Origin of the sequence: Dyadobacter linearis (genome assembly GCF_907165045.1) — a bacterium.
Lineage (GTDB): Bacteria > Bacteroidota > Bacteroidia > Cytophagales > Spirosomataceae > Dyadobacter > Dyadobacter linearis.
In genome coordinates this window covers 141,121-164,319 of the sequence record NZ_CAJRAU010000001.1, presented here as the reverse complement: position 1 = coordinate 164,319, position 23,199 = coordinate 141,121, and the positions used below count along the sequence as shown (strand labels likewise).

Below are 23,199 nucleotides of genomic sequence, written 5' to 3'. Positions count from 1 at the left end.
TATATGAGGGTGAGATCTTGCAAGTTCAGGTTGGTATTTAGCGGTTTCGCGAAATATTCTTAGGGTTTATTGAGTCAAAAAATGACCTTTGTCTGTACTCATAAAAGCCTCATTATCTTTCTATTATGCATTCAAATCTACTTTATGCGACCAGTGCGAACTCCTTGCTTCCTGCCCGCTTAATTACATTTACAAGATTGTCGATTTTGTTCTTTTTCTTCATTTTTTCCGCCACAGCATTTGCCCAGGGAAATACATGGTATGTTACCGAATCGGGAGGGTTCCCGCAAGACGATGGTTTCTCTTGGGCAGAAGCCAGCAGCGATCTGCAGGCCATTATTTATAAAAGTGCACCCGGCGACCAGATATGGGTTGCAGGTGGAACGTACCGGATCTCGCAGTTTGCGCCGGGCCTGGAATTAAAAGAAGGTGTGAAAATCTATGGCGGTTTTGCAGGAAATGAGGAAACACTTCAGCAGCGAGATCTCAGATCGGGTGAAAATCAAAGCGTCATAACCGGTGAGGGTACGCATCAATATACGATTGCTAATGTCAATCCCAATACAACTGGTGGCCTGACAACAGCAACTGTCCTGGATGGGTTTACCATTACAGGTGGCACAAATGCCGGCATTATTAATTACAATTCTTCCGCAACCTTTTCAAATCTGAACGTTGTTGGAAACGGAAGTCAGCAGGGCGGAGGTGTCCTAAATAATAAAAGCGCTTCAATATTCGTGAACGTGACTGTCGCTTCTAATACAGGCGCTGGTATTGGAAATCTAGAGTCTTCAACGCGCTTTATCAATTGTGCGATTATCAATAATACTTCGCAGTTTGGTGGGATTTTTAGTTCGAAATCTTCCACGGTATTGATCAATTGCACAGTGGCAGGCGCCAATCAAGGGGGCGGGATAGCGAATGATTTTGAATCTTCAGCAAAAATCTATAATTGCATCGTTAAAGGAACACAAGGGGGTACAAACGGCCCGTCCGCGACTTTTGATATTCGAAATAGCATCGTTGATCTTCCGCCGCCTGTATTTCTGGAGATGCCAACACAGCTTAACATTGATCCTCTTTTTGTCGATCCTGCAAATGGGGATTACAGGTTGCAGCCTTGCAGCCCGGCGATCAATACTGGCAGCAACACCTATTATGCTGGTGGCCAAACGCCCGATATATCGGCTATTACAGAGGATATCACTGGCCAGTCCCGTTTTTTTGACAACGGAACGGTAGATAAGGGAGCATACGAATACCAGGATAGTGTCGAGGAGCGTGTGCCCGGGGTTTGGTTTGTACGTGCAGGTGCGACCGGCACTGGGTCGAGCTGGGCCTGTGCGTCAGGGAATTTGCAAAATGCAATCAATTCTGCTGCAAGTGGTGAGCAGGTATGGGTGGCCGGTGGCACGTACCTCCCACAACCGAACATGCCTTTCATCATGAAAGAGGGAGTGAAAATTTATGGCGGCTTTGCCGGAGCAGAAGTAAGGTTAGCTGACCGGAACCTGTCCCTTACTGCCAACAAAAGTACATTAAATAGTACGGGTGACTTTGTAGTAAGCAATTCAAAGCTTACTTCGGCGGCGGTACTTGACGGCTTCACCATTTCTGGCAGTAGAATTGGTATCGCCAATTCCGAATCCTCTCCGATGCTGGTTAACCTGGTGGTTACGGGTAACGGCGCAGTCGGGGTAGGGAATTTGAACTCGTCACCAACCATGATTAACTGCGTCATCGCAAAAAACACAGGTAGTAATACGATAGTTGCGGGTGTCTCCAATTCATCATCTTCCCCAGTGCTTATCAACTGCACGATTGCCGACAATAGAACGGCTACAACGGGCGGCCTTGATCTGGGCGGTGGTATTCTAAACAATAACAGTTCTTCTCCCAAAATCCGCAATACCATCATTTATGGAAATGATTACGGTATTTTCAGTGATGGTACCTCCACCTCAACTGTCGAATACAGCATTGTTCAGCTAAATCCAACCCAGCCTGGGGAAACACCCACGGGGTCCGTCAATCCGCTTTTCAGAGATGCGGGTGCGGGGGATTACCGGCTGCAAGCATGTAGCCCAGGTGTTAATACGGGTTTCAATTATTTCCAAAACGGTCAGACTCCTAACCTAACCGGCTTCACTACTGATCTGGCTGGCGAGACAAGGGTGCGCGAGCATATTGTCGATATGGGCGCTTACGAATTCAGTGAGGCATTTCGCGGGCTTGCCAGCAACCTTACCGACGTTTCTGTAAACATTACCAGGGAAATGGTGGTGACTGCCAACAATGATGCGTGCCGGTTAGTCGCTTATCTATTGCCAAACGGGGCCGCACCGGTATCCGGACCAGTTAATGCCAGGGTTTGGGTAGCTGACAATCAGCCGGCAGAGTTCTTGAAGAGACGCTATCAGATCATGCCTGAAAATAACGCATTGAATGCCACGGCACGAGTGAAGCTGTATTTTACCCAGCAAGAGTTTACGGATTATAATGAAGTCAATGAGATCAAACTACCCCTGAATGCCGCAGATGCGGAGAATTTCAAAGCAAACCTGCGCATTGAAAAACGATCGGGTATCAGCATGGACGGTTCGGGGCTACCGAGCTCTTACACAGGCAGCATTTCAACGTTCAAGCCTTCACAGGCCAATGGAAGCGTGGAATGGAATCCGGTTGGTCAGTACTGGGAAGTAACTTTTGACGTAACCGGTTTCAGCGGGTTTTTTGTAAAAACAAAAGAAACTGCCCTGCCGCTCAACCTGATCAGTTTTACGGCAACTAAGGAAAGCGGAAGCAATCTGCTAAAATGGAATACCACGAGTGAGGTTAATACCGACAATTTTGAAATTCAACGCAGCAGTAATGCCAAAAGCTTTCTGACGATAGCGACTGTAAATGCAAAAGGCAGCGGAGATCACCAGTACAGCTACATCGATCAGGCCAGCGGCGAACGCACGAGTTATTACAGACTGAAAATGAACGATCGCGCGGCGAACCGCATGGACGGAGCTTACAGTTACAGCAAGATTATCTCGGTAAATGGCGATGCGGATTTTGCGGCTGTATACCCAAATCCGGCAGGAGTCGAGATTACTTTCCGCGCGGGTAACGCACTGCTCAAAACCAATGCAACGCTGCACGATATTTCAGGAAGGAAATTGCAGACTATCCTGATCAGCAACAGCAAACAACAGCTTAATATCAGCTCGCTGGCGAGTGGCATTTACGTATTGAAATTCGCCGACGGAACTGCAGAGACATTTGTTAAGCAGTAATCCTAAGCCTTTTATCCGCTGAAACTTTGACCGTTGACAACTAAAAATCATTTGGCTGTGTCGGAATTGGAAATCGAACACAAATGAAAGAAAACTGCTTATTGTTAATTCTTCTGGCGCTCAGCTTTGCCTTTATGGGCTGTGATGACTGCTCGGATACCGGCGACGCCGATGTAACGCCGCCGGTCAGGTTTTCAATTGTTGATACCAAAGGCAATAACCTCGTGGATACCGCGCAATCCTACTATTCAGTCGACTCCATCAGGCTTTTTGATCTTGAAGCCAAGGAGTCGATTGTTTTGGATAAGTATTACGTGGAAGCAGCCGGTGGTTACGTTTTCTCAGCAGATTTTCAACGAAATTTCCGCGGGAAATCATCGCTAAAACTTCAATTGAACAACCTTTATTCTGATACACTGGATGTTTGGTACAGACAAACCGACAACAAATGCTTTGTTATTTACGAGTACACCCGTTTTCAGTATAATGGGAAAGACTTGCAAACATCGCCGGTGACTTCGTCGGTACTTATTGTTAAAGAGAACTAGCCAGAGTCAGAACCTTAACCTTCATTCGGCTACAACAACCAGAGATTCGGCTACGCTTGCATTTTGGGTGCTTTGCAACTTTGCATAAACCAAAAAGCAAGCAAAAATGAAAATTGTATTAACAGGATCGCTCGGCCACATCAGCAAGCCGCTTGCTGCAAATCTCATACAAAACGGACACGAAGTGACCGTGATCAGCAGCAACCCCGAAAGAAAAAAGGACATTGAAGCACTTGGAGCCGAGGCTGCGGTCGGCACGTTTGAAGATACCGGTTTTTTGATCGAAACCTTCACCGGCGCGGATGTCGTGTACACAATGGTTTCGGCTAAAAGCTACTTTGATCATGACTTCGATTTGCTTGCATATTACGAGCAGCTAGGCCGGAACTACTCGGAGGCGGTGCGGCAATCGGGTGTGAAACGGGTAGTTAACCTGAGCTCGATCGGTGCGCATCTAGCCGTTGGAAATGGCATTCTTTCAGGCGCATACCGGGTAGAGCAGCTATTAAATGCATTGGCCGGCGACATTTCAATCACCCACATACGGCCGGTTTCCTTCTTTTACAATTTGTATGGATATGTGCCTATGATCAAGTCGACCGGGACTATTTCCGTTAATTATGGTGCAGAAAAAATGATTCCGTGGGTTTCCCCGCTCGACATTGCAGAAGCCGTCGCCGACGAGATCGAGGCAGCTTTTGTCGGCAGAAATGTGCGTTATGTGGCCAGCGAGGAGCTTACGGGCCACGAAACGGCCCGGATTTTGGGACAGGCGATTCGAAAACCTGAACTGGAATGGGTGCTTGTTTCGCCGGAAGAATCGCTCAGCGATCTCCTGGCGGCGGGAATGAATAAAGAGATCGCTGCCGGGCTCGTGGAAATGTATGGTGCACTTTATACCGGCTTGCTGAGTGAAGATTATATTCAAAACAGGCCGAGGGTTATGGGGAAAGTCAAACTGGCAGATTTCGCGAAAGAATTTGCAGCTGCTTTCGACCAGAAATAATTAACTTGGGATATGACAAACGCGCAGCCGCTCCGGTTCAAAACAATTAGCGAATTTCATAGATTCCGGGGACAGCCCGCGCCGGAAAATCCGCTCATCAGTGTGATGGATATGTCCAATATGACGTACCTGCCCGCAAATGAAGCCGGCATAGTGAAAGATTTCTATGCGATCGCTTTGAAGCGGAATTTTAATGTGAAGGTGAAATACGGCCAGCAGGATTTTGACTTTAACGAAGGCGTTATGTTTTTTATGGCGCCCGGACAAGTACTCCGGCTGGAAGTTGATGTGGATACGGAGATACGTCAGACGGGGTGGATGCTGCTTGTCCATCCCGACTTTCTCTGGAATACGCCGCTCGCTGGAACCATCAAACAATACGAATATTTCGGGTATTCAGTCAACGAAGCATTATTTGTCTCCGAAAAAGAAGAGGCGACCCTCAATGGGATTATTCAGCATATCCGGCATGAATACCGCGCAAACATGGATCAGTTCAGCCAGGACCTGATCATTGCCCAGCTCGAACTGCTGCTGAGATATTCCGAGCGCTTTTACCATCGGCAGTTCCTTACCCGCAAGATCACCAACCACAAAATGCTGGACCGGTTGGAAGAAGTGATCCGGGATTATTTTAAAAACAAAGATTTAATGCAAAGCGGCTTACCTACCGTGCAGTATGTGGCCGACAGTTTGAACATTACCCCGAATTACCTCAGCGGCATGCTCAAAACGCTTACCGGACAAACCACCCAGCAGCATATTCATAATCAACTTATCGAAAGGGCAAAAGAAAGACTATCTGTAACCAGCCTGTCTGTCAGCGAGATCGCCTATGAACTTGGCTTTGAGCACCCGCAGTCATTCAGTAAGTTGTTCAAGACGAAAACCAACTTCTCACCACTGGAATTCCGGGCTTCATTTAATTGACCTTTTGCTGACCTTGTTCATGCTAATCTGTCTTTGCATGTTTGATTTGAAGCGAGTATCCTGGCTCTCTGTTAATTTAACATGCTTGGTGGCCCGTCCCTGAACGCGCTTGCGCCACATTCTGAAACTGGTAGGTTTCATTTCAGTCCGCATAATCAGGATCACCTGCTGTTCGCTTAGCGAAAACTGCGCTTTAATTGCTTCAAAGGGCGTCCTGTCTTCCCAGGCCATTTCAACTATTCTGTCAACCTCTTCGGGGCTTGGCACCTTATCTTTTTCCGGCATATCAATTCTTCTCGTTTGCTGAATATTTTCGCTGGTAGCAATCTGCACTTTCTACATTTTTTATTATTGATTTTTTCTAGAAACCGGAAGCTCCTCTGGAGCTTTGAAGTTTACCGCTTCACCTCCCCAATCAACCGTTCCAACCGTCCCATCATCTCGTCCTTCTCTTTCAACATACGCTCATACAAAGCAATCTTATCCTCATGAAGCTGCATCATCTTGTCTATTGGATGGATTGTCGAATTATTAAAAACCGAAGCAGGCTGAGCACAATTATCGAAAGTATTATTCGATATGATGTTGATAGCCTGTTGTTCATCAAAATTCCTTATCGCCTCCGCAGGTATCTTCAAAATAGCCGCAACTTGCTCCAAAATATCCGAATCGATCTTTTCCTTCTGTTCTAGTAGCGAAATCTTTTGCTGGTTCCAATCTTCGCCGAGCTCGAATGCGAGATAATCTTGTTTGATCGCGAGCATTTCCCTGAAACGCTTCAAGTTACGGCCTTCGTGGATCTTTGGATTGGTGGTAGTATGTGCCATTTGGAAAGGTGTTTGGTTAAAAAAAGCAATTTATATAAATCTGCCGGGAAGTGCCTGGATATGTTACATGCATTGCAATGTATGATACCGGGCGGCCCGCGTAGGGCGATTGTGTCGGGCACTTGCAAATATCTTAATCCCGGACCAGACGAGCTGAGAATGCGCCAGAAACTTGGGAATCCCAACGGAATGCTTCTTTTAAATTTTTCTTGTTGCTACTGGGCGGCCCGCCATAGTGAAAGTTCCATGCCCAGGCGCTACCAACTGTAATAGGTAAGGACGTCCAAAAGATACCGAGAACACCTTGGGCAAAATAGCTACCATCAGGCTTTCGGTGGCCTCCTGCCGGAGCATCGAACCCACTGCTGTTAGTACCGTTACCGTCTTCATTCCAGCCTTTGTCGCTTTTCAGAGCTTCACCTGCCATGTCGGTTCCACCAAAATGATCCACAAGCATAGCCCATTCGCTATCCGTAGCTAAGTGCCAACCATTTGGACAGGCCTTTTTCGCGGCCTCCCAGGTATAAAGCAAGCCAAGCTCTTTTCGATTAATCTCATTGTCATCATAAGCATAGCTGCCTTCCACTTTGTAGTTCAGGTTTTGTGCCATCCAGGTAACGGTTTTGGTCGTCGAAGCTTCTTTAAAGCTGATCGTTTTATACGTTTGTCCATCTCGCGAGTCAGTGAAGGTGCCGGTCGATTGGGCAATGCCAGCTTGTGTAAAGAACAAGAAAGCAAGCACAGTAACAATATATTGTTTCATCAGTTTGCAGTTTTTCAACATCCTTTATTCGGCATAACATACATCACATTGCCCGAGACAGATAAATTGAAGCCAAAATTCTCCACAGGAGGAAGCAACAGTTTTTCCCAGGTTTTGCCCATATCAGCTGACCGGAATATACCATCTGTGCGGCCACATATTAGATATTTACCCATTTGTTTGATTGATACAATTTCCGATAGAGATTTAAGTACGCCTATTTGTTTCATAAATAAACTACCGCTGGAAGGTTGAAGTTCTTGGCCAACTGCATTCCATGTTTTTCCGCTATCCATTGAAATGTGTATGCTGTTTCTCTGGGTTACCGGGTTGTTTACAATGGCAGCAAATCCTCCGTCAATATGTTCCACAGCGATGCCAAGCCCCCCTTCGCTAATCACACGATTCCAGCTTTGACCATCATCGATTGATCTCAATATTCCATCCTTGCTGGTAGTAAGCAGTACACCGTTTGACTCTATCAATTTCATTCTACCATTTCCAACATGGACTTGTTTCCAGGTTTTTCCATTATTGGTAGATCTAAAAAGGCTGTTGCTGGAACCAATGAGAACTGTGCCTCGGGCAGTTTCAAAAATGGTGCGTACTTCTCTCTCTTTATATGTCTTGTACATCCAATCTTTCGTGCTGTCTAAGCGTACAGCTTGCTCTTGAAAATTCGTGTACGCGGGCGACCAGTCACTAGTTCCGTTTATTCTTTTTAAAAATTGGCCCCTGATATTGTATGCAAGTATCCCGTTTTTACCCGGGGCGATGTTACGTTGTTTACCGGGGAAAATTTCTTTTGTCCAAAAGGCAGTTGTTGCATTTAGTTCACTGTGATAAACTCCGTTTCCGGCACGTAAATAAATTCCATGGTCATTTGCAATGAAACCATTTCCCGGTATACCTTCTTTCTGCAATTTTTCAGGCAGCCCCTGGCTAATGTCCTGCCAGGTTTGTCCGCCATCAATAGATTTGAAAATGATGTTGACAATTCCTGCTGATTTACCCTCATTTATCGGTTTCTTTTTCGCTTCCTTTTCTCTCGGCACAAAAGAATTGAGTAGAAATAATGCCAGAAGGATAGCCGGGATAAACACAAATAGTTTTTTCATTTCATCGTAATTTAATGTGAAGTCAGGATCTCATCCACTGCGGTGGCCGGCAAAGCTAAAAGTTATGATCCTGTCGTTTGCCAGCGATCGGTAAAAGAAGGTTACCGAAATGTAAAAGAAGGTTACAGAAATGTAAATGCCGGGTTAGGGATTGCGATCGATGTGGGAGGAGAGTTTTGCTGGACTTGATGGAATTATATATTCGTCTTTATTTTAATTCAGGGTTGCATGTTAGTTAACTAATTTCCTAGTTTGTGCTCAAATTATTTTAACGGTATGGAAGCAAAGGATCTTACCAAAGCAGAAGAGCAACTGATGCAGATGTTATGGAAGATGCAAAGAGCCTTCATTAGGGAAATTATTGATCAGATGCCGGAACCTAAGCCTGTGCATAGCTCCGTATCAACGATTATGCGTGTCCTGGAAACGAAGGGGCTTGTAGGCTATGATGCATTTGGTAAAAGTCACCGTTATTATCCTTTGATCTCAAGGGAAGAATATAAGCGGTTTCAGCTGATGAAATTAATGGGTAACTACTTTGATAACTCGGCACAAAAACTGTTTTCCTTTTTTATAGATGAGCAAAAAATACCGGAAGAAGATGTCAGGGAAATAAACAAAATGCTTCTCACATTGAAAGATCAACAATCCGGAAAATGATAGTTTACTTCATCTTAGTGCATATTTGTCTTATTGCAGGCTACGGATTTTACAATGTCTTTCTGGAAAAGCAGACATATTTCACGCTTAACAGAATCTCTTTGATTGGGCTTGCTGTACTTTCATTCTGCATTCCAGCGATTCCCGTTAACCCGCATTTATCTGTCTCTATTCCCCTTGATCTGGTGATTCATGGTGAGACGCTATCGGAAGTGGCTCCGCAAATGTGGAATGATCAAATCCCTGACTGGCTAAAATGGGCCTATTTCGCGGGCGTTTTTTTCAAACTTGGCTGGCTGATAATCAGATTGCTGTACATCAGAAGCAAAATCAGGAAACCTGCGCATCATGCTGCATTCTCGTTTTTTAAATACAAAGTAGTTGATCGCAACGCAGCAAATTTTGAGATGATCAATTACCACGAAGATGTGCATATCAGGCAGTGGCATAGCCTGGATATTTTGTTTTTTGAAATAGTGGCCATCGTCGCATGGTTTAATCCGGTTGTTTATTTCTACCAGCGAAGCATCAAAAGGACGCACGAGTTTCTGGCAGATCGCGAAACAGCAAGGCATTTCGGCAATTACTACCAATATGCATCGCTGATCCTGAACAGGTCGTTGCAATACGCCCCTGAGATGACCAATGCTTTTACTGATAAACATTTACTTAAACAACGGATCGCAATGTTGGGAAGGAACAACGCTTCCAAGGGAAATCTTGTGAAATATGTCTTGCTAATCCCTGTTCTGCTTTGTCTTACATCCTTTTCTGCTTTGTACAAAAATTCTGCTGCAACTGTCGAAATGGGCAGAAAAGGCTCTGTTGCTCCGGCTTTCCCCGGCGGCCTGGATGCTTTTTTGGGTTATCTGAGCAAAGAGGTAAGCCAGTCAAATATATTCAAAGCGCACCACGGCCAGGGAAAGGTGTCAGTAAGCTTCGTTGTCGATACGGATGGCAATGTAGTATCGCCCCAGGTAATGGACAGCCCGAACGAAAATTTAAACAGCGAGGCTGTCAGGATTATCGGCAACTCACCCAGATGGTCGCCCGGTGTTCAGAACGGACGGCCTGTACGTGTGAAGCATGAAATAAAACTAGGCTATCAATTGTCGGCAACTAATTGATTAACAGCAGTTCATGTCCGATTTGATTAGGGTAGATCTGAAACAACTAAATAATAAGCTATTGTAACTTATAAAATAGTTTATCAACTAAAATATAAGTTATACATTTGTTCTGATTAGAAATTATCAGTTCAAACAGCTTTGCCATGAGAAAATTTACACGTTATTACAGCTTTTTAGTGCTGCTATTATTTTTCGGTTTTTTACCAAGATTTACGGTTGCCCAGCAAAAGGTTGATACCCATGTTTCCGGTGTTGTTCTGGACGAAAAACAACAGCCGCTTCCATTTGCGGCGATCGTTTTGAAAGCCAAAAATGATTCCACAGTAATCAAAACGGCATTGAGTGAAATTGACGGAAAGTTTATACTCCTGAATGTTCCAACGGGCGTTTTTAAACTTGAAATAACAATGCTAGGCTACGAAACATACAGAAAGGAAATCGAATCTGTTACCGGTGCTAATGAGCTGGGGAATATCCAGCTGAAACCCGCGACTAACAATCTGTCAACTGTTACTATTACAGGACAAAAGCCATTTATCGAGCAGCGTGCGGACAAAATTGTAATTAACCTGAACGATCAGCTTACTGGTGGTTCTTCTCTGATGGAAGTAATGGACCGGCTGCCGGGCATACAGGTTAATCCGGACAATATGGTCTATTTGAATGGCCGAAACGTACGTATATACATTGACGGTAAACCAACTCCACTCTCCGCCGATGCGCTGGCAGGCTTACTTCGGGGTATGTCGGCCACATCCATTGAGAGGGTAGAGCTGATTGCTCGTCCGTCCTCCAAATATGACGCTTCTGCGAGTGGCGGCATCATCAATATTGTCAGGAAAAGAGGCAGCAGGGAAGGGCTTAGAGGCAATGTGTACGGGGGTGGGGGATTTGGGCGATATGCCAAATACACCGGCGGATTTAATCTCAATTTTAAAACGGGAAAGTACAATCTGCTACTAAATACGGACTACAATTTCAATAAATATTTTGTCGATAATTACATTTTGGCAACCCCGGCCGGGGAGCCTGGCTTAGTTTTCGGTGGCACCGAATCGCTGATCAAAAGTGTCCGGCAAATGAACAATATTACACCCAATATTAGCCTGGACCTTTATTTAACAAAGAAAACGACGCTGTCATTCGCAGTTATGAATGCACTGCAATTGTTTAAAAAGAATGCTTTTTCTGAAACAAGGGATCTTGCTGAAAAAAACCTGGCCGGCACTTTTGATAACCGGGTCAAAACAAAAATGAATAATTTTTCTTCCGGCCTGCATTTGCTCCATCAAATGGATACGCTGGGCAAAGAGCTGACAATCGATCTGGATTATTACCGGAATGTCAACTATTCCGACCAGCAGAATACCGAGCGGATATTCAAGCAGGCAGGTGATAAGTTGAAACGCACTTTATTTGATCAGAATAATGCATTTAACGTTTATTCAGCCAAAGCCGACCTGACGCTTCCGCTCAAACACAAAGCGCAAATGGAAACCGGGTTCAAGTCGAGCTACGTGGAGACAGACAACCAAAACGTGCTCTATGACATGAATGGAAGCAAATTGATACCCAATGACTCGCAAAGTGATCTTTATCGTTATTCGGAAAGCATTCATGCATTGTATACCACATTTCACCAGGAGCTGAAAAAGTTATCCTACCAGATTGGTTTACGGGCGGAAGGTACGTGGAACAGCGGTCGGCAATTGCAGTCAAACCAGCGGTTCCGTCAGAATTATATTCAACTGTTTCCTACGGTATTTTTTGATTACAAATTCACTGACAAGCATAGTTTTATTTTCAGTTTTGACAAAAAAACAAACCGGCCGGCCTACGAGAATATGAACCCGCTGCTCCGGATTATCAATGCAAACAATTTTGTACAAGGAAATCCTAACCTGCGGCCTGTTTCATCCTATAACGGTTCGGCTACGCTGGCTTACCGCAACGCACTTTTTGTAACTGCCAACTACGGAATCGATTTTCGTGACTTTACTTATTTTGCTTTTCAAAATCAGCGCAGAGATAGCACGGTAACCAGACCGGTCAATAACCGCTACACACAAACTCTGAGCCTGATTACAGCTTATAATCGTCAGGTCATGCCTTGGTGGTATACGAGCACGAATATCAATTTGCGAAAGTTATCCTATCAATTAGCGGATGATCATGTAAATATAACGGGCATTACAACCTTCAATTTTGACACTTACAACAGTTTTTCACTAACTAAACAGTTATCCTGGCTGATTCTCTTTCGTTACCGAGGAAAGTCGCAGGAGCGCAACATTAAAACCGATGCTTATTTTACATTAACATCCGGGCTTCGGCAATCCTTATTAAAAAAACGCGCAACCGTCTCGCTGAATGTGACAGACATCTTCAATACTTTTAAAAACAGGTATTTACAGCAATCGCTGGCACTCCGGCAGGTTTGGGAAAACAGGTACGAAACGACGACCGTACGATTAAACTTCACCTATAACTTCGGCGGGCAAATCAACAAAATCAAAAAGAGCGATTCCGCTGCGGATGAAAGACGTAGAAGTGATACCAGGGAGAACTGATGTCCGAAGTTTATGGCCCAGAAGTGCAAAGTATTGCAACAGTTCCGGGATATGCGTAGTATACGTCTACAGGAGAGCACCCCCGTAACTCTAGCTGATATGATCCTTACTCGTTAGCAATTTTGAACTAGCCATTTTACCTATGCGCAATGCCCTCTATTCAGTAGTGCTTTTATTGTTTATCCCAATTTCAAGCTTTGCCCAGGACCGAATTACGATTAGCGGGTTTGTGCGCGAAAAAGGCAGCCGCGAATTATTGCCCGGCGTAAATGTTTTTGTAGAGAACTCTGCTTACGGTGCTGTCACCAACACCTACGGGTTTTACTCTCTTACAATTCCTAAATCCGATTCCGTAACCATTTCCTACTCCTTTGTTGGCTTTGACAAACAGACCCTCCGGATTGCGTCGCAAAAAAATGTAGAGCTAAGTGTTGAACTTCCGGCTGTCAACCAGCTTGATGAAGTGCTTATCTCCGGCAACCGATTGGATGAGAAGGTCAGCGAATCGGTGCAAATGAGTAAAATAGATGTCCCAATTTCGCAGATCAAAAAAATCCCGGCTTTTTTGGGTGAAAAAGACGTAATCCGGGTCCTGCAACTCATGCCGGGCGTTCAGAAGGGTACCGAAGGACAAACCGGCCTTTACGTCAGGGGCGGCGGACCCGACCAAAACCTGATCATCCTGGACGATGCAGTGGTATACAATGCCAGCCATCTTTTCGGGTTCTTTTCTGTATTCAACGGGGATGCTTTGAAAAGTGTGGAACTTACCAAAGGTGGGTTTCCAGCCCGCTATGGCGGACGTTTATCTTCCGTGGTGGAAATGAATATGAAAGAAGGGGCCAAAGATAAGCTTCATGGAGAAGGGGGCATTGGGCTGATATCGTCCAGGCTTACGCTGGAAGGCCCATTGGCAAAGAAGAAATCTTCCTTCCTGATTTCAGCTAGACGTACATATATTGACGTTCTGGCTGCTCCACTGATTGCCCAGCAACAGGCGGGTAGCAGCAGAAAGGTAAAACCCGGCTATTACTTCTACGACCTCAATGCAAAGGTGAATTACGATTTTGGCGCAAAAGACAAGCTTTACATTAGCAGCTATTTTGGACAGGATAGGTTTCATGTCAAAGAAAAAAGCGCCAGTACTGAAAACAAATCGGGACTCAACTGGGGTAATGCCACAGCTACATTACGCTGGAACCATTTGATCAACCAAAAGTTATTTGTCAATACATCCCTGATTTTCAGCCATTTCAAATTTGCGGTTTCAGCTTACCAGGAGGAAAAAAATGAAGGAAAAGATCCCGATATCTTCAGTCTGAAATACAATAGTCTGATCCGTGACTTCGGACTAAAAACGGATTTCGATTATTATCCTAATGCCAAACATTCCATAAAATTCGGCGCTCAGGCCACAGCACATCGCTTTGTCCCGTCCGCATTAGCGGTTGAAGGAGACTTTTCCGACGAAGACATCGACTTGCAGGCCAGGCCGATCAATACCATTGAAGCAGGTATTTATGCCGAAGATACCTGGCAGCCTTTTCCTGCGCTTAAACTAAATGGCGGTTTGCGATTAAGTACTTTTCAGACCAGCTCGAAAACTTACATCCGCCCCGAACCCAGATTTTCGGCAGCACTGAAACTTGCCCGCGATTTTTCTGTAAAGGCGTCCTATGCCACCATGAACCAGTATGTGCATCTGCTGAGCAATACCGGACTCGGACTTCCTACCGATTTATGGGTTCCCACCACGGATAAGATTGCCCCACAGCAGTCGAGCCAGGTTGCAGTGGGTCTGGCCAAAGATCTTGCCACACCCGGCATTTCGCTTACGCTGGAAGGCTATTATAAAAACATGAACAACATTATCAGCTATAAAGAAGGCTCCTCATTTATTAGCCTGGAAGGCGAAAATGCCAATGAACTGAACTGGGAAGATAATGTGACAGCAGGAAAAGGCTGGTCGTATGGTGCGGAATTTATGGTCCAGAAGAAGACCGGAAAGCTGTCGGGCTGGATTGGCTACACGCTTTCCTGGACACAATGGAAATTCCCTGAGCTTAATTTCGGAGAAACCTTTTACCCACGTTATGATCGTCGGCACGATCTCTCTGTCGTAGGAATTTACGAAATCAACAAGCGGATCACACTTTCTGCGACCTGGGTGTACGGTACCGGAAATGCCCTTACCCTGCCTGTTTCCAAATTCACGGTATTCCGCAACCCTTACCATACCGCCTTCAACAACCCCTGGAATTACGGAAATAATACATCCGAGTACGACAAAAAGAATTCGTTCCGGGCGGAGCCCTATCACCGGATGGACATCGCAATTCAATTTCATAAAAAGAAAAAACGATACGAACGTACCTGGGAGTTTGGGCTATATAATGCCTACAACCGGAAAAATCCTTTTTTCTATAATATCGGCAAAAAGCACGACGAGAAAACCGGAACCGCTACGAATGTGCTCACACGCTATTCACTGTTTCCGGTACTGCCGTCATTTAACTACAATTTCAAGTTCTGAACAAAGTAATTGAGACCAAATACAATGAGCAATCGCATCATAAAATACCTCCTGGCATTAACGTGCGCCGCAGTTTTATTCGGCTGCGAAACGATGGTGGGCGATCTGGACCTAAGCAAATTGCCCAAGACCGAATCCAAACTGGTCGTCGAATGTTATCTGTCACCGCAATCGGAAGAAATCATTGTGAAGGTTACCGAATCGCAAAAGTTGTTCGGACCTGCATCCTATGAGCCGACTTACATAAAAAACGCTTCCGTAACACTCTCCGGGGCCGCCGGTCAGATCCAACTCCCATACAACGATTCTTCATTTAGCTATCGGATACCTGCCGGCTCGTTCAAAATTGAGGCAGGCAAAAAGTACGATCTGGTAGTAAGCGATTCCTCACGGACTGTGAAGGCAGCATGTACAGTTCCTGAAAATCAGGTGACTTTCAAAAGCTATACGGCTGATACCGTCTATGACTACCCCTGGAAAGGCGACACCAGTGTTACCTTCAAAGCATCCTGGAACGATATCAAGGGAGAAAAAAACGTCTATTCGTTACGGGGATATTTCGAAATACTTGAAACAAACGGCTATTCATACAATTCGTCCACCGGGCAGGTTGTCCTCAACCGACGTTTAAACAAAAGAGTATACAACAACGAAAATTATCTGTTGACAGACACCAATCTCGATGGTATCACCTTCGATTCACCGGTGTACGACGTTTCACTACGATCCTTCATGCTTGGGGATATTGAACAAAATGGTCAGAGGCAGTATATCTGGTCCAACCCAAAGCTGAACAAAATCCAGTTTGAAGTACTGAACCTGGATGAAAATTATCACAAGTTCAGCAAGTCCATGAAAGACGGCGGCAACAATGACAATCCATTTGTGGAGCCTGCCTTGGTTTACACAAATATTGAAGGAGGGTTAGGCTGCTTCGGTGCGTACAATGCTACAATAGTTAAAATAAAGCCTTGATATTGAGTATGCTTAGTCGGTATGCCGGGGAATTTACTCCTGAAACTATCAGTTAAATCATTGATACATCACGGGAAAATCGTATACTGAAACCATGGAAAAATTGCTCTTCTTATTTTCATTCCTTTTCTTGACTTCCTGCTCATCAGCCACTGACATGGACCATAAGCCTGAACAACCAAGCTCTATTATTGAAGCTGTAAAAAATAAACAATACGCTATTGTCGAGGCAGCATTGAAAAAGGGAAAGGATGTAGAGACGAAGGATGGAAATGGCAAGTCTTTGCTGCTGATCGCCACCGAAGCCAATGATCTGGAAATGGCCAGGCTGCTTACCACACACGGAGCCGATGTGAACCGGCAGGACAACCGGCTTGACAGTCCTTTTTTACTGGCTGGCGCGTCAGGTCAAACGGAATTTGTGAAGTTGTTTTTAAGTAAAGGAGCCCGTTTTGATGTTTTCAACCGGTACAACGGAACTGCGCTGATTCCCGCCTGCGAAAGAGGTCACGTGGAAGTGGTCAGGATCTTGACTGCAACCAAAGGTTTTCCCATCGATCATGTGAACAGGCTGGGCTGGACAGCGTTGATGGAGGCGGTTGTTCTCGGAAATGGTGGCAAAAAACATATTGAAATCGTTGAGCTCCTGATTGGCGCGGGGTGCAATATCAATATTCCGGACAAAGACGGGGTTACTGCATTGCAGCATGCCAGGTCAAGGAACTTTATGGGTATTGTGAAATTACTGGAAAAGGCGTCGAGCTAGCTGCCGCCAAAGATATTTATGGCTTAAATTAAAATAAACTACACATTAATTTATGCTGTCACCGAAAACCAAAAGAGATGTTGCCCGGGTCATTCCTTTTGGAGTATTGTGGTTTATTTTCAGCCTGATTTATTGCATGCTGGAAAGAGGGATTCTTGGAGATCTGGACCACTATCCATCGACAGGCAACCACTACAAATTTGCAGCAAACATTTTTGCCATCCCTGCTGCCGGCCTCATGATGGGTATGATTACCGGGGTTCTGGAGATCGGATATTTATGTTCCTGGATATGAAGTCTTCGACCACAATCGCAGAAAATCTTGGGCATGTCAGATACTTCGAAATGCTAAAAGAATACTTCTTTGACCTTTCAGTTGCCGTAATAGATTATGCGGGCACAATCTACCAATACGCTGGTGATGAGATGATTGTAAGCTGGAAACGGAAAGACGGATTAAAAAATAATAATTGTATTGAGTGCTTCTTCGCTATGAAAAGCGCTTTGGAGCAACAGGCGGAAAAATACAACCGCAAGTTCGGAATTTTACCGGCGTTTAAAGCCGGGTTGCATTTTGGGATGGTGACTGCCGGGGAAATCGGATCGCTGAAAAAGGAAATCATTTTTACAGGTGACGTGCTTAACACTTCGGCAAGGATCCAGGGACTTTGTAACCATTTCGATGCCGACCTGCTGGTATCTGAGGACCTGGCTAAAATACTTCATCTTCCGGCCATATACGAGATGAGATCGGTTGGAGAGAACCTGCTGAAAGGCCGAAGTAAACCCATGGAGATATTTTCCATTTCAGCCTCTCAGATATAGCGCAAATCCCAGCGAAATTGACTCACCGAATCACGCATCAGAGCATTGCGATTTTTAGAGTGTTTGAATGGTATACGTTCAAAAAAGAAGTCCTGCAAACACTTGATTTGCAGGACTTGCTCGATTTCAATAGTTTACAATGTGCACCCGAAGGGATTCGAACCCCTATCGGTGGTACCGGAAACCACAATTCTATCCATTGAACTACGGGTGCTTCTCTCGGTAATGGGGTGCAAATATAGCCCCTATTTTGATTTTTGGCCATTTTGAACGAGAAATTTTCTGGCCGGCAGTATTTATAGTTGTTTCAGCAATTCCCAATCACCCACATCTTTCAGGTACAAATAGTCCAGCAATACGCCGTTTACGTTGGTAATCAGCTTGTGACCTTCGGCAAACGGTACTACGTAGGTACTGATGAACTCATGTTCCGAGATAATTCCCTGCGTTTTATTATGGTACGATTGTATTTCGTCGGAGCTCAGTTCCAGCTCGCAATAGAACATGTACATCGCTTCGTCGCTCGTGCCGGTAGAGGGGTAAAACGGGTCTTTATTGACACTAATCAGCTTGTCTGCGATCACAAGTATGCCCGTTTCTTCAAATACTTCCCTGGCTGCCACAGCCGCCGCGTCGCTTTCACTATCCAGCATTCCTGCCGGATGCTCAAAAGTCATGGAACCGTCGCAGATCCTTCTTTGCTGGACCAGCAGGAGGTATTTTTCGCGGGAAACCGAATCAATAAAACAAATCAGCACACTTACCACTTCACCTTTCAGAAAGCAGAGCGGCGGTATCTTGTTTCCTTCCGGCGTCGTTGCATCGGTATATAGTAGCGAAAAAAGTACGTCACCGTGCCCGTTTCTGCGGGTGTAAAGTTCATCTACCCGGTGAATGTCCAGTCCGTTCTTTTCGAGCTTGTTTTTCCAGAGATTGTATTTGTGCGATTCTACCAGCAGCTCAGCCATTCCAGTTCAAAATCAATTATATAATGGGAAAGAAATTGCTACGGAAGGAACGCCGTAAGATGTAGAGAACCGTTTCTGTCCATTGTCAAGCTTCTCGGCCGTCGCGTAGGTGAGCCTGCCGTGTACATATGATAATTTCACACCGATCCTGTCAGTGATCCAGTAACGGAGGTAAACTTCCGACTGGCCATTTTGCTTGTCCAAAAGGAGCGGGAATGCGTTCAGTGTAGCCGGGTTGCTGTCGATATAAGCATTGTAATAGTCCCGGCCTTCGCCTTCATAGAATGTAGATTTGCTGTAAAGTCCGCTTCTCCGTGTTCCGAATGCGATACCGATAACATCCGTATTCGCGCCGATATCCAGTTTCCATACCCGCACATTAAGACCAAACAAAACGCTTGCTCCGTTGGCAGTAACCCGACCAAATTTGAGCGTGTCGTCGGAAAATGCATTGCTTTTTGGTACAAGATTGGTTTTTCCGGCATAGTAACCCCACGTCCGCACGCCCCAGCCGATCCTGAACCACGAGAAATTACTGAGACTTAATTCCTGATGGTAGGTGATTGCAGGTACCCAGGCTTCGTCCTTGTAGCCGAGCCCCATATCAATACCAGAAGTAACGCGCGACAGACTTTGACCATACCCGGACACTGTTCCCAAAAACACAAAAAGTACTATTAACCGAAAACGCTTCATCTGTTTCTTAATGATGTGATGGGCAAAGGTAAAAAAATGTGCAAAAAAATAAGGCAGAGATCAGAATCTCTGCCCTGAGAAAAATAACGCGGTCGGTTACAGGCAATACAATTACTTTAAGGCTTTGGAAACCTTTTTCAAAACAATTGCGCCCATCGGCGGCAGGTCAAGAATAAGCGATTGTGCCCGGCCATGCCACCGGTGCTCCTCAGACGGAACTGGATGATAATTAATAATTCCGCTGCCCCCGAATGCCTCCGCATCGGAATTGAATATCTCCTGCCAGTCGCCCTCCGTCAGCACACCTACCCGGTATCCTTTCCGGGGAACCGGCGTGAGATTCAATATGATGATCAGGTTTTGCGACGGGTCAAATGCTTTCCGGGCATATATCAGTACCGAATTCTCGCGGTCTTGCGTATCAATCCACTCAAAACCTTCGGCCGAGAATGAGAAGTCAAATAATGCAGATTCTTCTTTATAAAGCGCGTTCAGACTTTTGAAGCATTCCTTCGCTCCCTGGTGTGGCGCGAGTTCCAGTAAATGCCAGTCCAGGCTCTGCTGAAAATTCCATTCGGAAGTCTGGCCAAATTCACCACCCATAAATACCAGCTTGGTGCCCGGGTGCGTGAACATGTAGCTGAACATCAGCCTCAGATTTGCAAATTTCTGCCACTCGTCGCCGGGCATTTTATTGATCAGCGACTTTTTACCATAAACCACTTCATCGTGGGAAAGCGGCAGCATGAAGTTTTCAGAAAATGAATATACCAGACTGAATGTAAGCTGGTCCTGATGCCACTTTCTGAAATTCGGGTCTTTCTGGAAATACTTCAAAGTATCGTTCATCCAGCCCATCATCCATTTCATTCCAAAACCCAACCCGCCTACAAATACCGGACGCGAAACGCCTGGAAATGCCGTGGATTCTTCTGCAATCGTCTGAATATCAGGGAATGCAGTATATGCGGCGACGTTCATATCGCGCAGCAGCGAAATTGCTTCCAGGTTTTCCCTTCCGCCAAATTCATTCGGGATCCATTCCCCGTGCTTTCTGGAATAATCAAGATAAAGCATCGAAGCAACTGCATCCACCCGTAACCCGTCGGTATGATATCTGTCAAGCCAGAACAGCGCATTGCTGATCAGGAACGAGCGTACTTCATTTCTTCCGTAATTGAATATATAGCTTTTCCAATCGGGGTGGTAGCCTTTTCTCGGATCCTCGTGCTCGTAAAGCGCAGTACCGTCAAAACGGAAAAGTCCGTGCTGGTCGCCTGGAAAGTGGGAGGGGACCCAGTCTATGTAAACGCCGATACCCGCCTGGTGCAGCTGGTCGATCAGGTACATCAGCTCCTGCGGGGTACCCATTCGCGACGCGCACGAAAAGTAGCCCGTGATCTGATAACCCCACGAAGGCGCATAGGGATGCTCCATAACCGGCATCAGCTCCACGTGCGTAAAGCCCATTTCCTTTACATAAGGTACCAGTCCCGCAGCTATTTCCTTGTAGGTCATGTAGCGTTCCGGGTCGGAAGGATCGCGCTGCCACGAGCCCAGGTGAACTTCGTACACAGAAATAGGCGCATTCAGCTTGTTTTTGTCCTTGCGGACTTTCATCCATTCCGAATCTTCCCATTCGTACCAGGTATCCCAGACAATAGAAGCCGTTTTAGGCGCCAGCTCGCACCACAATGCAAACGGATCCGACTTTTCCAGGTGATCACCGTTTTGGGAAATAATAAAGTATTTGTAAACTTCTCCGACACCAATATTGGGGATCCAGCCTTCCCAGATGCCCGAGCTGTCCCAGCGGGCGGCAAGCGGATGCGACGAGTGGTTCCAGCCATTGAAATTCCCTGTAACGGAAACCGCGGTTGCATTGGGGGCCCAAACGGCGAAGTACGTACCAGTAACGCCTTTGAACTCCATCACGTGAGAACCCAGCTTATCGTACAGTTTAAAGTGTTTTCCCTGCCGAAAAAGATGAATATCAAAATCTGTAAAACGGCTAATGGTTTCGACCGCATTCAGCTCCTGCACTTCGCCCTTCTGAATTCCGTTGTCGGGGAGATCGCTCGCTGATTCTGTTTTTTTCTTATCCGCTGACTTAGCCATTTGTTTGAACGCAATTAATGATAATCCTTATGTGGATGTAAGATTTGCAATTTTATTAAACTATTTCTTAAAATGTATATATTTTTTTGCTGGTTTTCCTGCAAATAACCTCATTCTGTTTGGTTTACAATTTGCCCGCTGCTCTCTCGGCCTGATCCAAAACCCGCATGATATTTCCTCCCCATATCTTCTCAATATCCTCCGCTGAATAGCCCCTTTTCACTAGTTCCTCCGTGATCGCGCCGATCTGGCTTACATCTCTCACCCCGATCACCTCGCCGCCGCCGTCGAGGTCCATTCCTATTCCTACATGGTCGGCGCTGGTGAGCTTGATCACGTGCTCAATGTGATTCACAGCGTCTTGCACGGTCGGTTTATCCGCTTTGTATTTTTCATCCACCGCTTTCATTTCGTCCCTCAACGCTTTCTTGTCAGCGTCGGAAAGGTCGGTCTGGCGGATTTTCAAGCGCAATGCTTTCAGCGACATTTCATGCGGCTCGGAAGGTTTTTTTACAAAATTTGGTACAAAATTGATCTGTATAACCCCGCCGTTTTTGGCCAGCGCCCTGATCATATCGTCGGTCATATTCCGGGGCACGTCGCACAATGCGCGGCACGATGAATGCGATGCGATTACTGGCGCTTTGGTCAATCGGATCACATCATAAAAAGTCGAATCCGACACGTGGGAAACGTCGACCATCATGCCGAGGCGGTTCATTTCTTTCACCACATCTTCACCAAATTTGCTCAAACCGTTGTGTTCTGGCCCGTCGCCGTCGGTGGAAGAGTCGCAGATATCGTTGTTCAGCGAGTGCGAGAGCGTAATATAGCGCAACCCCAGGTCATAGAACATTTTCAGATTGGCAATGTCTTTCCCGATCGGCCAGCCGTTTTCCATGCCGATGAACATCGCGCGTTTTCCCTCTTTCTGTAATCTGTAAGCGTCTTTCGAGGTGGTCGCGATCGCCGCAATATCTGGATGCAGGCGGGCGGCTTCGTGGATTTTGTCGAATATCGCGAGTGCTTTCTTCTTGGCCTCTGCATTGGCTTCCTCCGTCCGCTTTCCCTGACCGAGGTATACCGCAAAAAACATCCCGTCCATGCCGCCTCTGATCATCCTTGGAAAATCGATCTGCGATCCGTCTTTATCGTAATCGTATTCTTTCGAAATATCAAAACCCTCCTTCATCATATTAATAGGCACATCGGCGTGGGTATCGATGGTCAGTGCATTCGCATGAATCTTTGCAGCTTTGGGCGAAAGTGTAACTTGTTGTGCCTGTGCGAATGTGAGTACAGGAAAAGTGGCCAGAAGTAAAAATTTTCTCATTGAAGATCGGTATTGGGTGACTTCGGGATGGTCAATGTTTCTTTAAGATGTCTTCTTTTTACTTAAAAACCAATTTTTGAAGTGTTGCAAGTGAAATATGGAAATCGTGGAAGAGTAGAGAAATCTAAAAACTGCATTAGTAATTATCA

At 45.6% G+C, this 23,199-nt stretch carries 21 protein-coding genes and 1 tRNA gene; 13 read left to right on the top strand and 9 right to left on the bottom strand.

What is annotated here, in order from left to right:
• The first annotated feature begins 125 nt into the window (after window positions 1-125).
• From KOD92_RS00645 to KOD92_RS00630, 4 genes are all read left to right on the top strand, one after another.
• The gene (locus KOD92_RS00645) at window positions 126-3,284 is read left to right on the top strand and encodes a choice-of-anchor Q domain-containing protein (protein WP_215231591.1); all 3,159 of its coding nucleotides are present in this window, start codon (window positions 126-128) and stop codon (window positions 3,282-3,284) included.
• A gap of 83 nt (window positions 3,285-3,367) precedes the next feature.
• Complete coding sequence (locus tag KOD92_RS00640; protein WP_215231590.1) at window positions 3,368-3,832, top strand: hypothetical protein; 465 nt, start codon at window positions 3,368-3,370, stop codon at window positions 3,830-3,832.
• Window positions 3,833-3,938: 106 nt separating this feature from the next.
• Entirely contained in the window at window positions 3,939-4,838 is a 900-nt protein-coding gene (locus KOD92_RS00635; protein WP_215231589.1) for an NAD(P)H-binding protein, read from the top strand.
• A 12-nt stretch (window positions 4,839-4,850) separates the two neighbouring features.
• Window positions 4,851-5,768 carry a helix-turn-helix domain-containing protein gene (locus KOD92_RS00630; protein ID WP_215231588.1) on the top strand — a complete coding sequence of 306 codons (918 nt, stop codon included), beginning with the start codon at window positions 4,851-4,853 and terminating at the stop codon, window positions 5,766-5,768.
• Here the strand turns inward: KOD92_RS00630 and KOD92_RS00625 are convergent.
• The 4 genes from KOD92_RS00625 to KOD92_RS00610 all read right to left on the bottom strand — a co-directional run bounded on the left by KOD92_RS00625 (window position 5,757) and on the right by KOD92_RS00610 (window position 8,476).
• On the bottom strand, window positions 5,757-6,053 hold the full coding sequence (locus KOD92_RS00625; protein WP_215232600.1) for a TIGR03643 family protein: 297 nt from the start codon (window positions 6,051-6,053) through the stop codon (window positions 5,757-5,759). The genes KOD92_RS00630 and KOD92_RS00625 overlap by 12 nt on opposite strands.
• A gap of 110 nt (window positions 6,054-6,163) precedes the next feature.
• Window positions 6,164-6,595 (bottom strand): helix-turn-helix domain-containing protein, encoded by a 432-nt coding sequence (locus KOD92_RS00620; protein ID WP_215231587.1) that lies wholly within the window; start codon window positions 6,593-6,595, stop codon window positions 6,164-6,166.
• 133 nt (window positions 6,596-6,728) lie between these two features.
• The gene (locus KOD92_RS00615) at window positions 6,729-7,358 is read right to left on the bottom strand and encodes an FISUMP domain-containing protein (protein ID WP_215231586.1); all 630 of its coding nucleotides are present in this window, start codon (window positions 7,356-7,358) and stop codon (window positions 6,729-6,731) included.
• 14 nt (window positions 7,359-7,372) lie between these two features.
• Window positions 7,373-8,476 (bottom strand): WD40/YVTN/BNR-like repeat-containing protein, encoded by a 1,104-nt coding sequence (locus tag KOD92_RS00610; protein ID WP_215231585.1) that lies wholly within the window; start codon window positions 8,474-8,476, stop codon window positions 7,373-7,375.
• A 42-nt stretch (window positions 8,477-8,518) separates the two neighbouring features.
• Here KOD92_RS00610 and KOD92_RS00605 point away from each other — a divergent pair, with 42 nt between their 5' ends.
• The 9 genes from KOD92_RS00605 to KOD92_RS00565 all read left to right on the top strand — a co-directional run bounded on the left by KOD92_RS00605 (window position 8,519) and on the right by KOD92_RS00565 (window position 17,935).
• Window positions 8,519-8,665: a hypothetical protein gene (locus KOD92_RS00605; RefSeq protein ID WP_215231584.1), complete on the top strand. Its 147-nt coding sequence runs from the start codon at window positions 8,519-8,521 to the stop codon at window positions 8,663-8,665.
• Window positions 8,666-8,752: 87 nt separating this feature from the next.
• The gene (locus KOD92_RS00600; RefSeq protein WP_215231583.1) at window positions 8,753-9,136 is read left to right on the top strand and encodes a BlaI/MecI/CopY family transcriptional regulator; all 384 of its coding nucleotides are present in this window, start codon (window positions 8,753-8,755) and stop codon (window positions 9,134-9,136) included.
• A complete protein-coding gene (locus KOD92_RS00595) occupies window positions 9,133-10,263 on the top strand; it encodes a M56 family metallopeptidase (RefSeq protein ID WP_215231582.1) in 1,131 nt (376 codons plus the stop codon). The genes KOD92_RS00600 and KOD92_RS00595 overlap by 4 nt, the downstream gene beginning before the upstream one ends.
• A gap of 146 nt (window positions 10,264-10,409) precedes the next feature.
• Window positions 10,410-12,836: an outer membrane beta-barrel family protein gene (locus tag KOD92_RS00590; RefSeq protein WP_215231581.1), complete on the top strand. Its 2,427-nt coding sequence runs from the start codon at window positions 10,410-10,412 to the stop codon at window positions 12,834-12,836.
• Between the two features lie 142 nt (window positions 12,837-12,978).
• Window positions 12,979-15,369, top strand: a complete 2,391-nt coding sequence (locus tag KOD92_RS00585) for a TonB-dependent receptor (protein WP_215231580.1) — start codon at window positions 12,979-12,981, stop codon at window positions 15,367-15,369.
• A gap of 24 nt (window positions 15,370-15,393) precedes the next feature.
• Window positions 15,394-16,344, top strand: coding sequence for a DUF4249 domain-containing protein (locus KOD92_RS00580; protein WP_215231579.1), 951 nt, complete (start codon window positions 15,394-15,396; stop codon window positions 16,342-16,344).
• A 157-nt stretch (window positions 16,345-16,501) separates the two neighbouring features.
• Window positions 16,502-17,110: an ankyrin repeat domain-containing protein gene (locus KOD92_RS00575; RefSeq protein WP_229254467.1), complete on the top strand. Its 609-nt coding sequence runs from the start codon at window positions 16,502-16,504 to the stop codon at window positions 17,108-17,110.
• A 52-nt stretch (window positions 17,111-17,162) separates the two neighbouring features.
• Window positions 17,163-17,405, top strand: a complete 243-nt coding sequence (locus KOD92_RS00570; protein WP_215231577.1) for a hypothetical protein — start codon at window positions 17,163-17,165, stop codon at window positions 17,403-17,405.
• The gene (locus KOD92_RS00565; RefSeq protein ID WP_215231576.1) at window positions 17,402-17,935 is read left to right on the top strand and encodes an adenylate/guanylate cyclase domain-containing protein; all 534 of its coding nucleotides are present in this window, start codon (window positions 17,402-17,404) and stop codon (window positions 17,933-17,935) included. Before KOD92_RS00570 ends, KOD92_RS00565 begins: the two co-directional genes overlap by 4 nt.
• Before the next feature lie 142 nt (window positions 17,936-18,077).
• Here KOD92_RS00565 and KOD92_RS00560 read toward each other — a convergent pair.
• From KOD92_RS00560 to KOD92_RS00540, 5 genes are all read right to left on the bottom strand, one after another.
• Window positions 18,078-18,149, bottom strand: a tRNA-Arg gene (locus tag KOD92_RS00560).
• An 82-nt stretch (window positions 18,150-18,231) separates the two neighbouring features.
• The gene (locus KOD92_RS00555) at window positions 18,232-18,903 is read right to left on the bottom strand and encodes an NUDIX hydrolase (RefSeq protein WP_215231575.1); all 672 of its coding nucleotides are present in this window, start codon (window positions 18,901-18,903) and stop codon (window positions 18,232-18,234) included.
• A gap of 12 nt (window positions 18,904-18,915) precedes the next feature.
• Window positions 18,916-19,599, bottom strand: coding sequence for a hypothetical protein (locus tag KOD92_RS00550; RefSeq protein WP_215231574.1), 684 nt, complete (start codon window positions 19,597-19,599; stop codon window positions 18,916-18,918).
• Between the two features lie 111 nt (window positions 19,600-19,710).
• Window positions 19,711-21,717 carry a 1,4-alpha-glucan branching protein GlgB gene (glgB, locus tag KOD92_RS00545; protein ID WP_215231573.1) on the bottom strand — a complete coding sequence of 669 codons (2,007 nt, stop codon included), beginning with the start codon at window positions 21,715-21,717 and terminating at the stop codon, window positions 19,711-19,713.
• A gap of 124 nt (window positions 21,718-21,841) precedes the next feature.
• Window positions 21,842-23,050 (bottom strand): dipeptidase, encoded by a 1,209-nt coding sequence (locus KOD92_RS00540; RefSeq protein WP_215231572.1) that lies wholly within the window; start codon window positions 23,048-23,050, stop codon window positions 21,842-21,844.
• Between the last annotated feature and the right edge of the window lie 149 nt (window positions 23,051-23,199).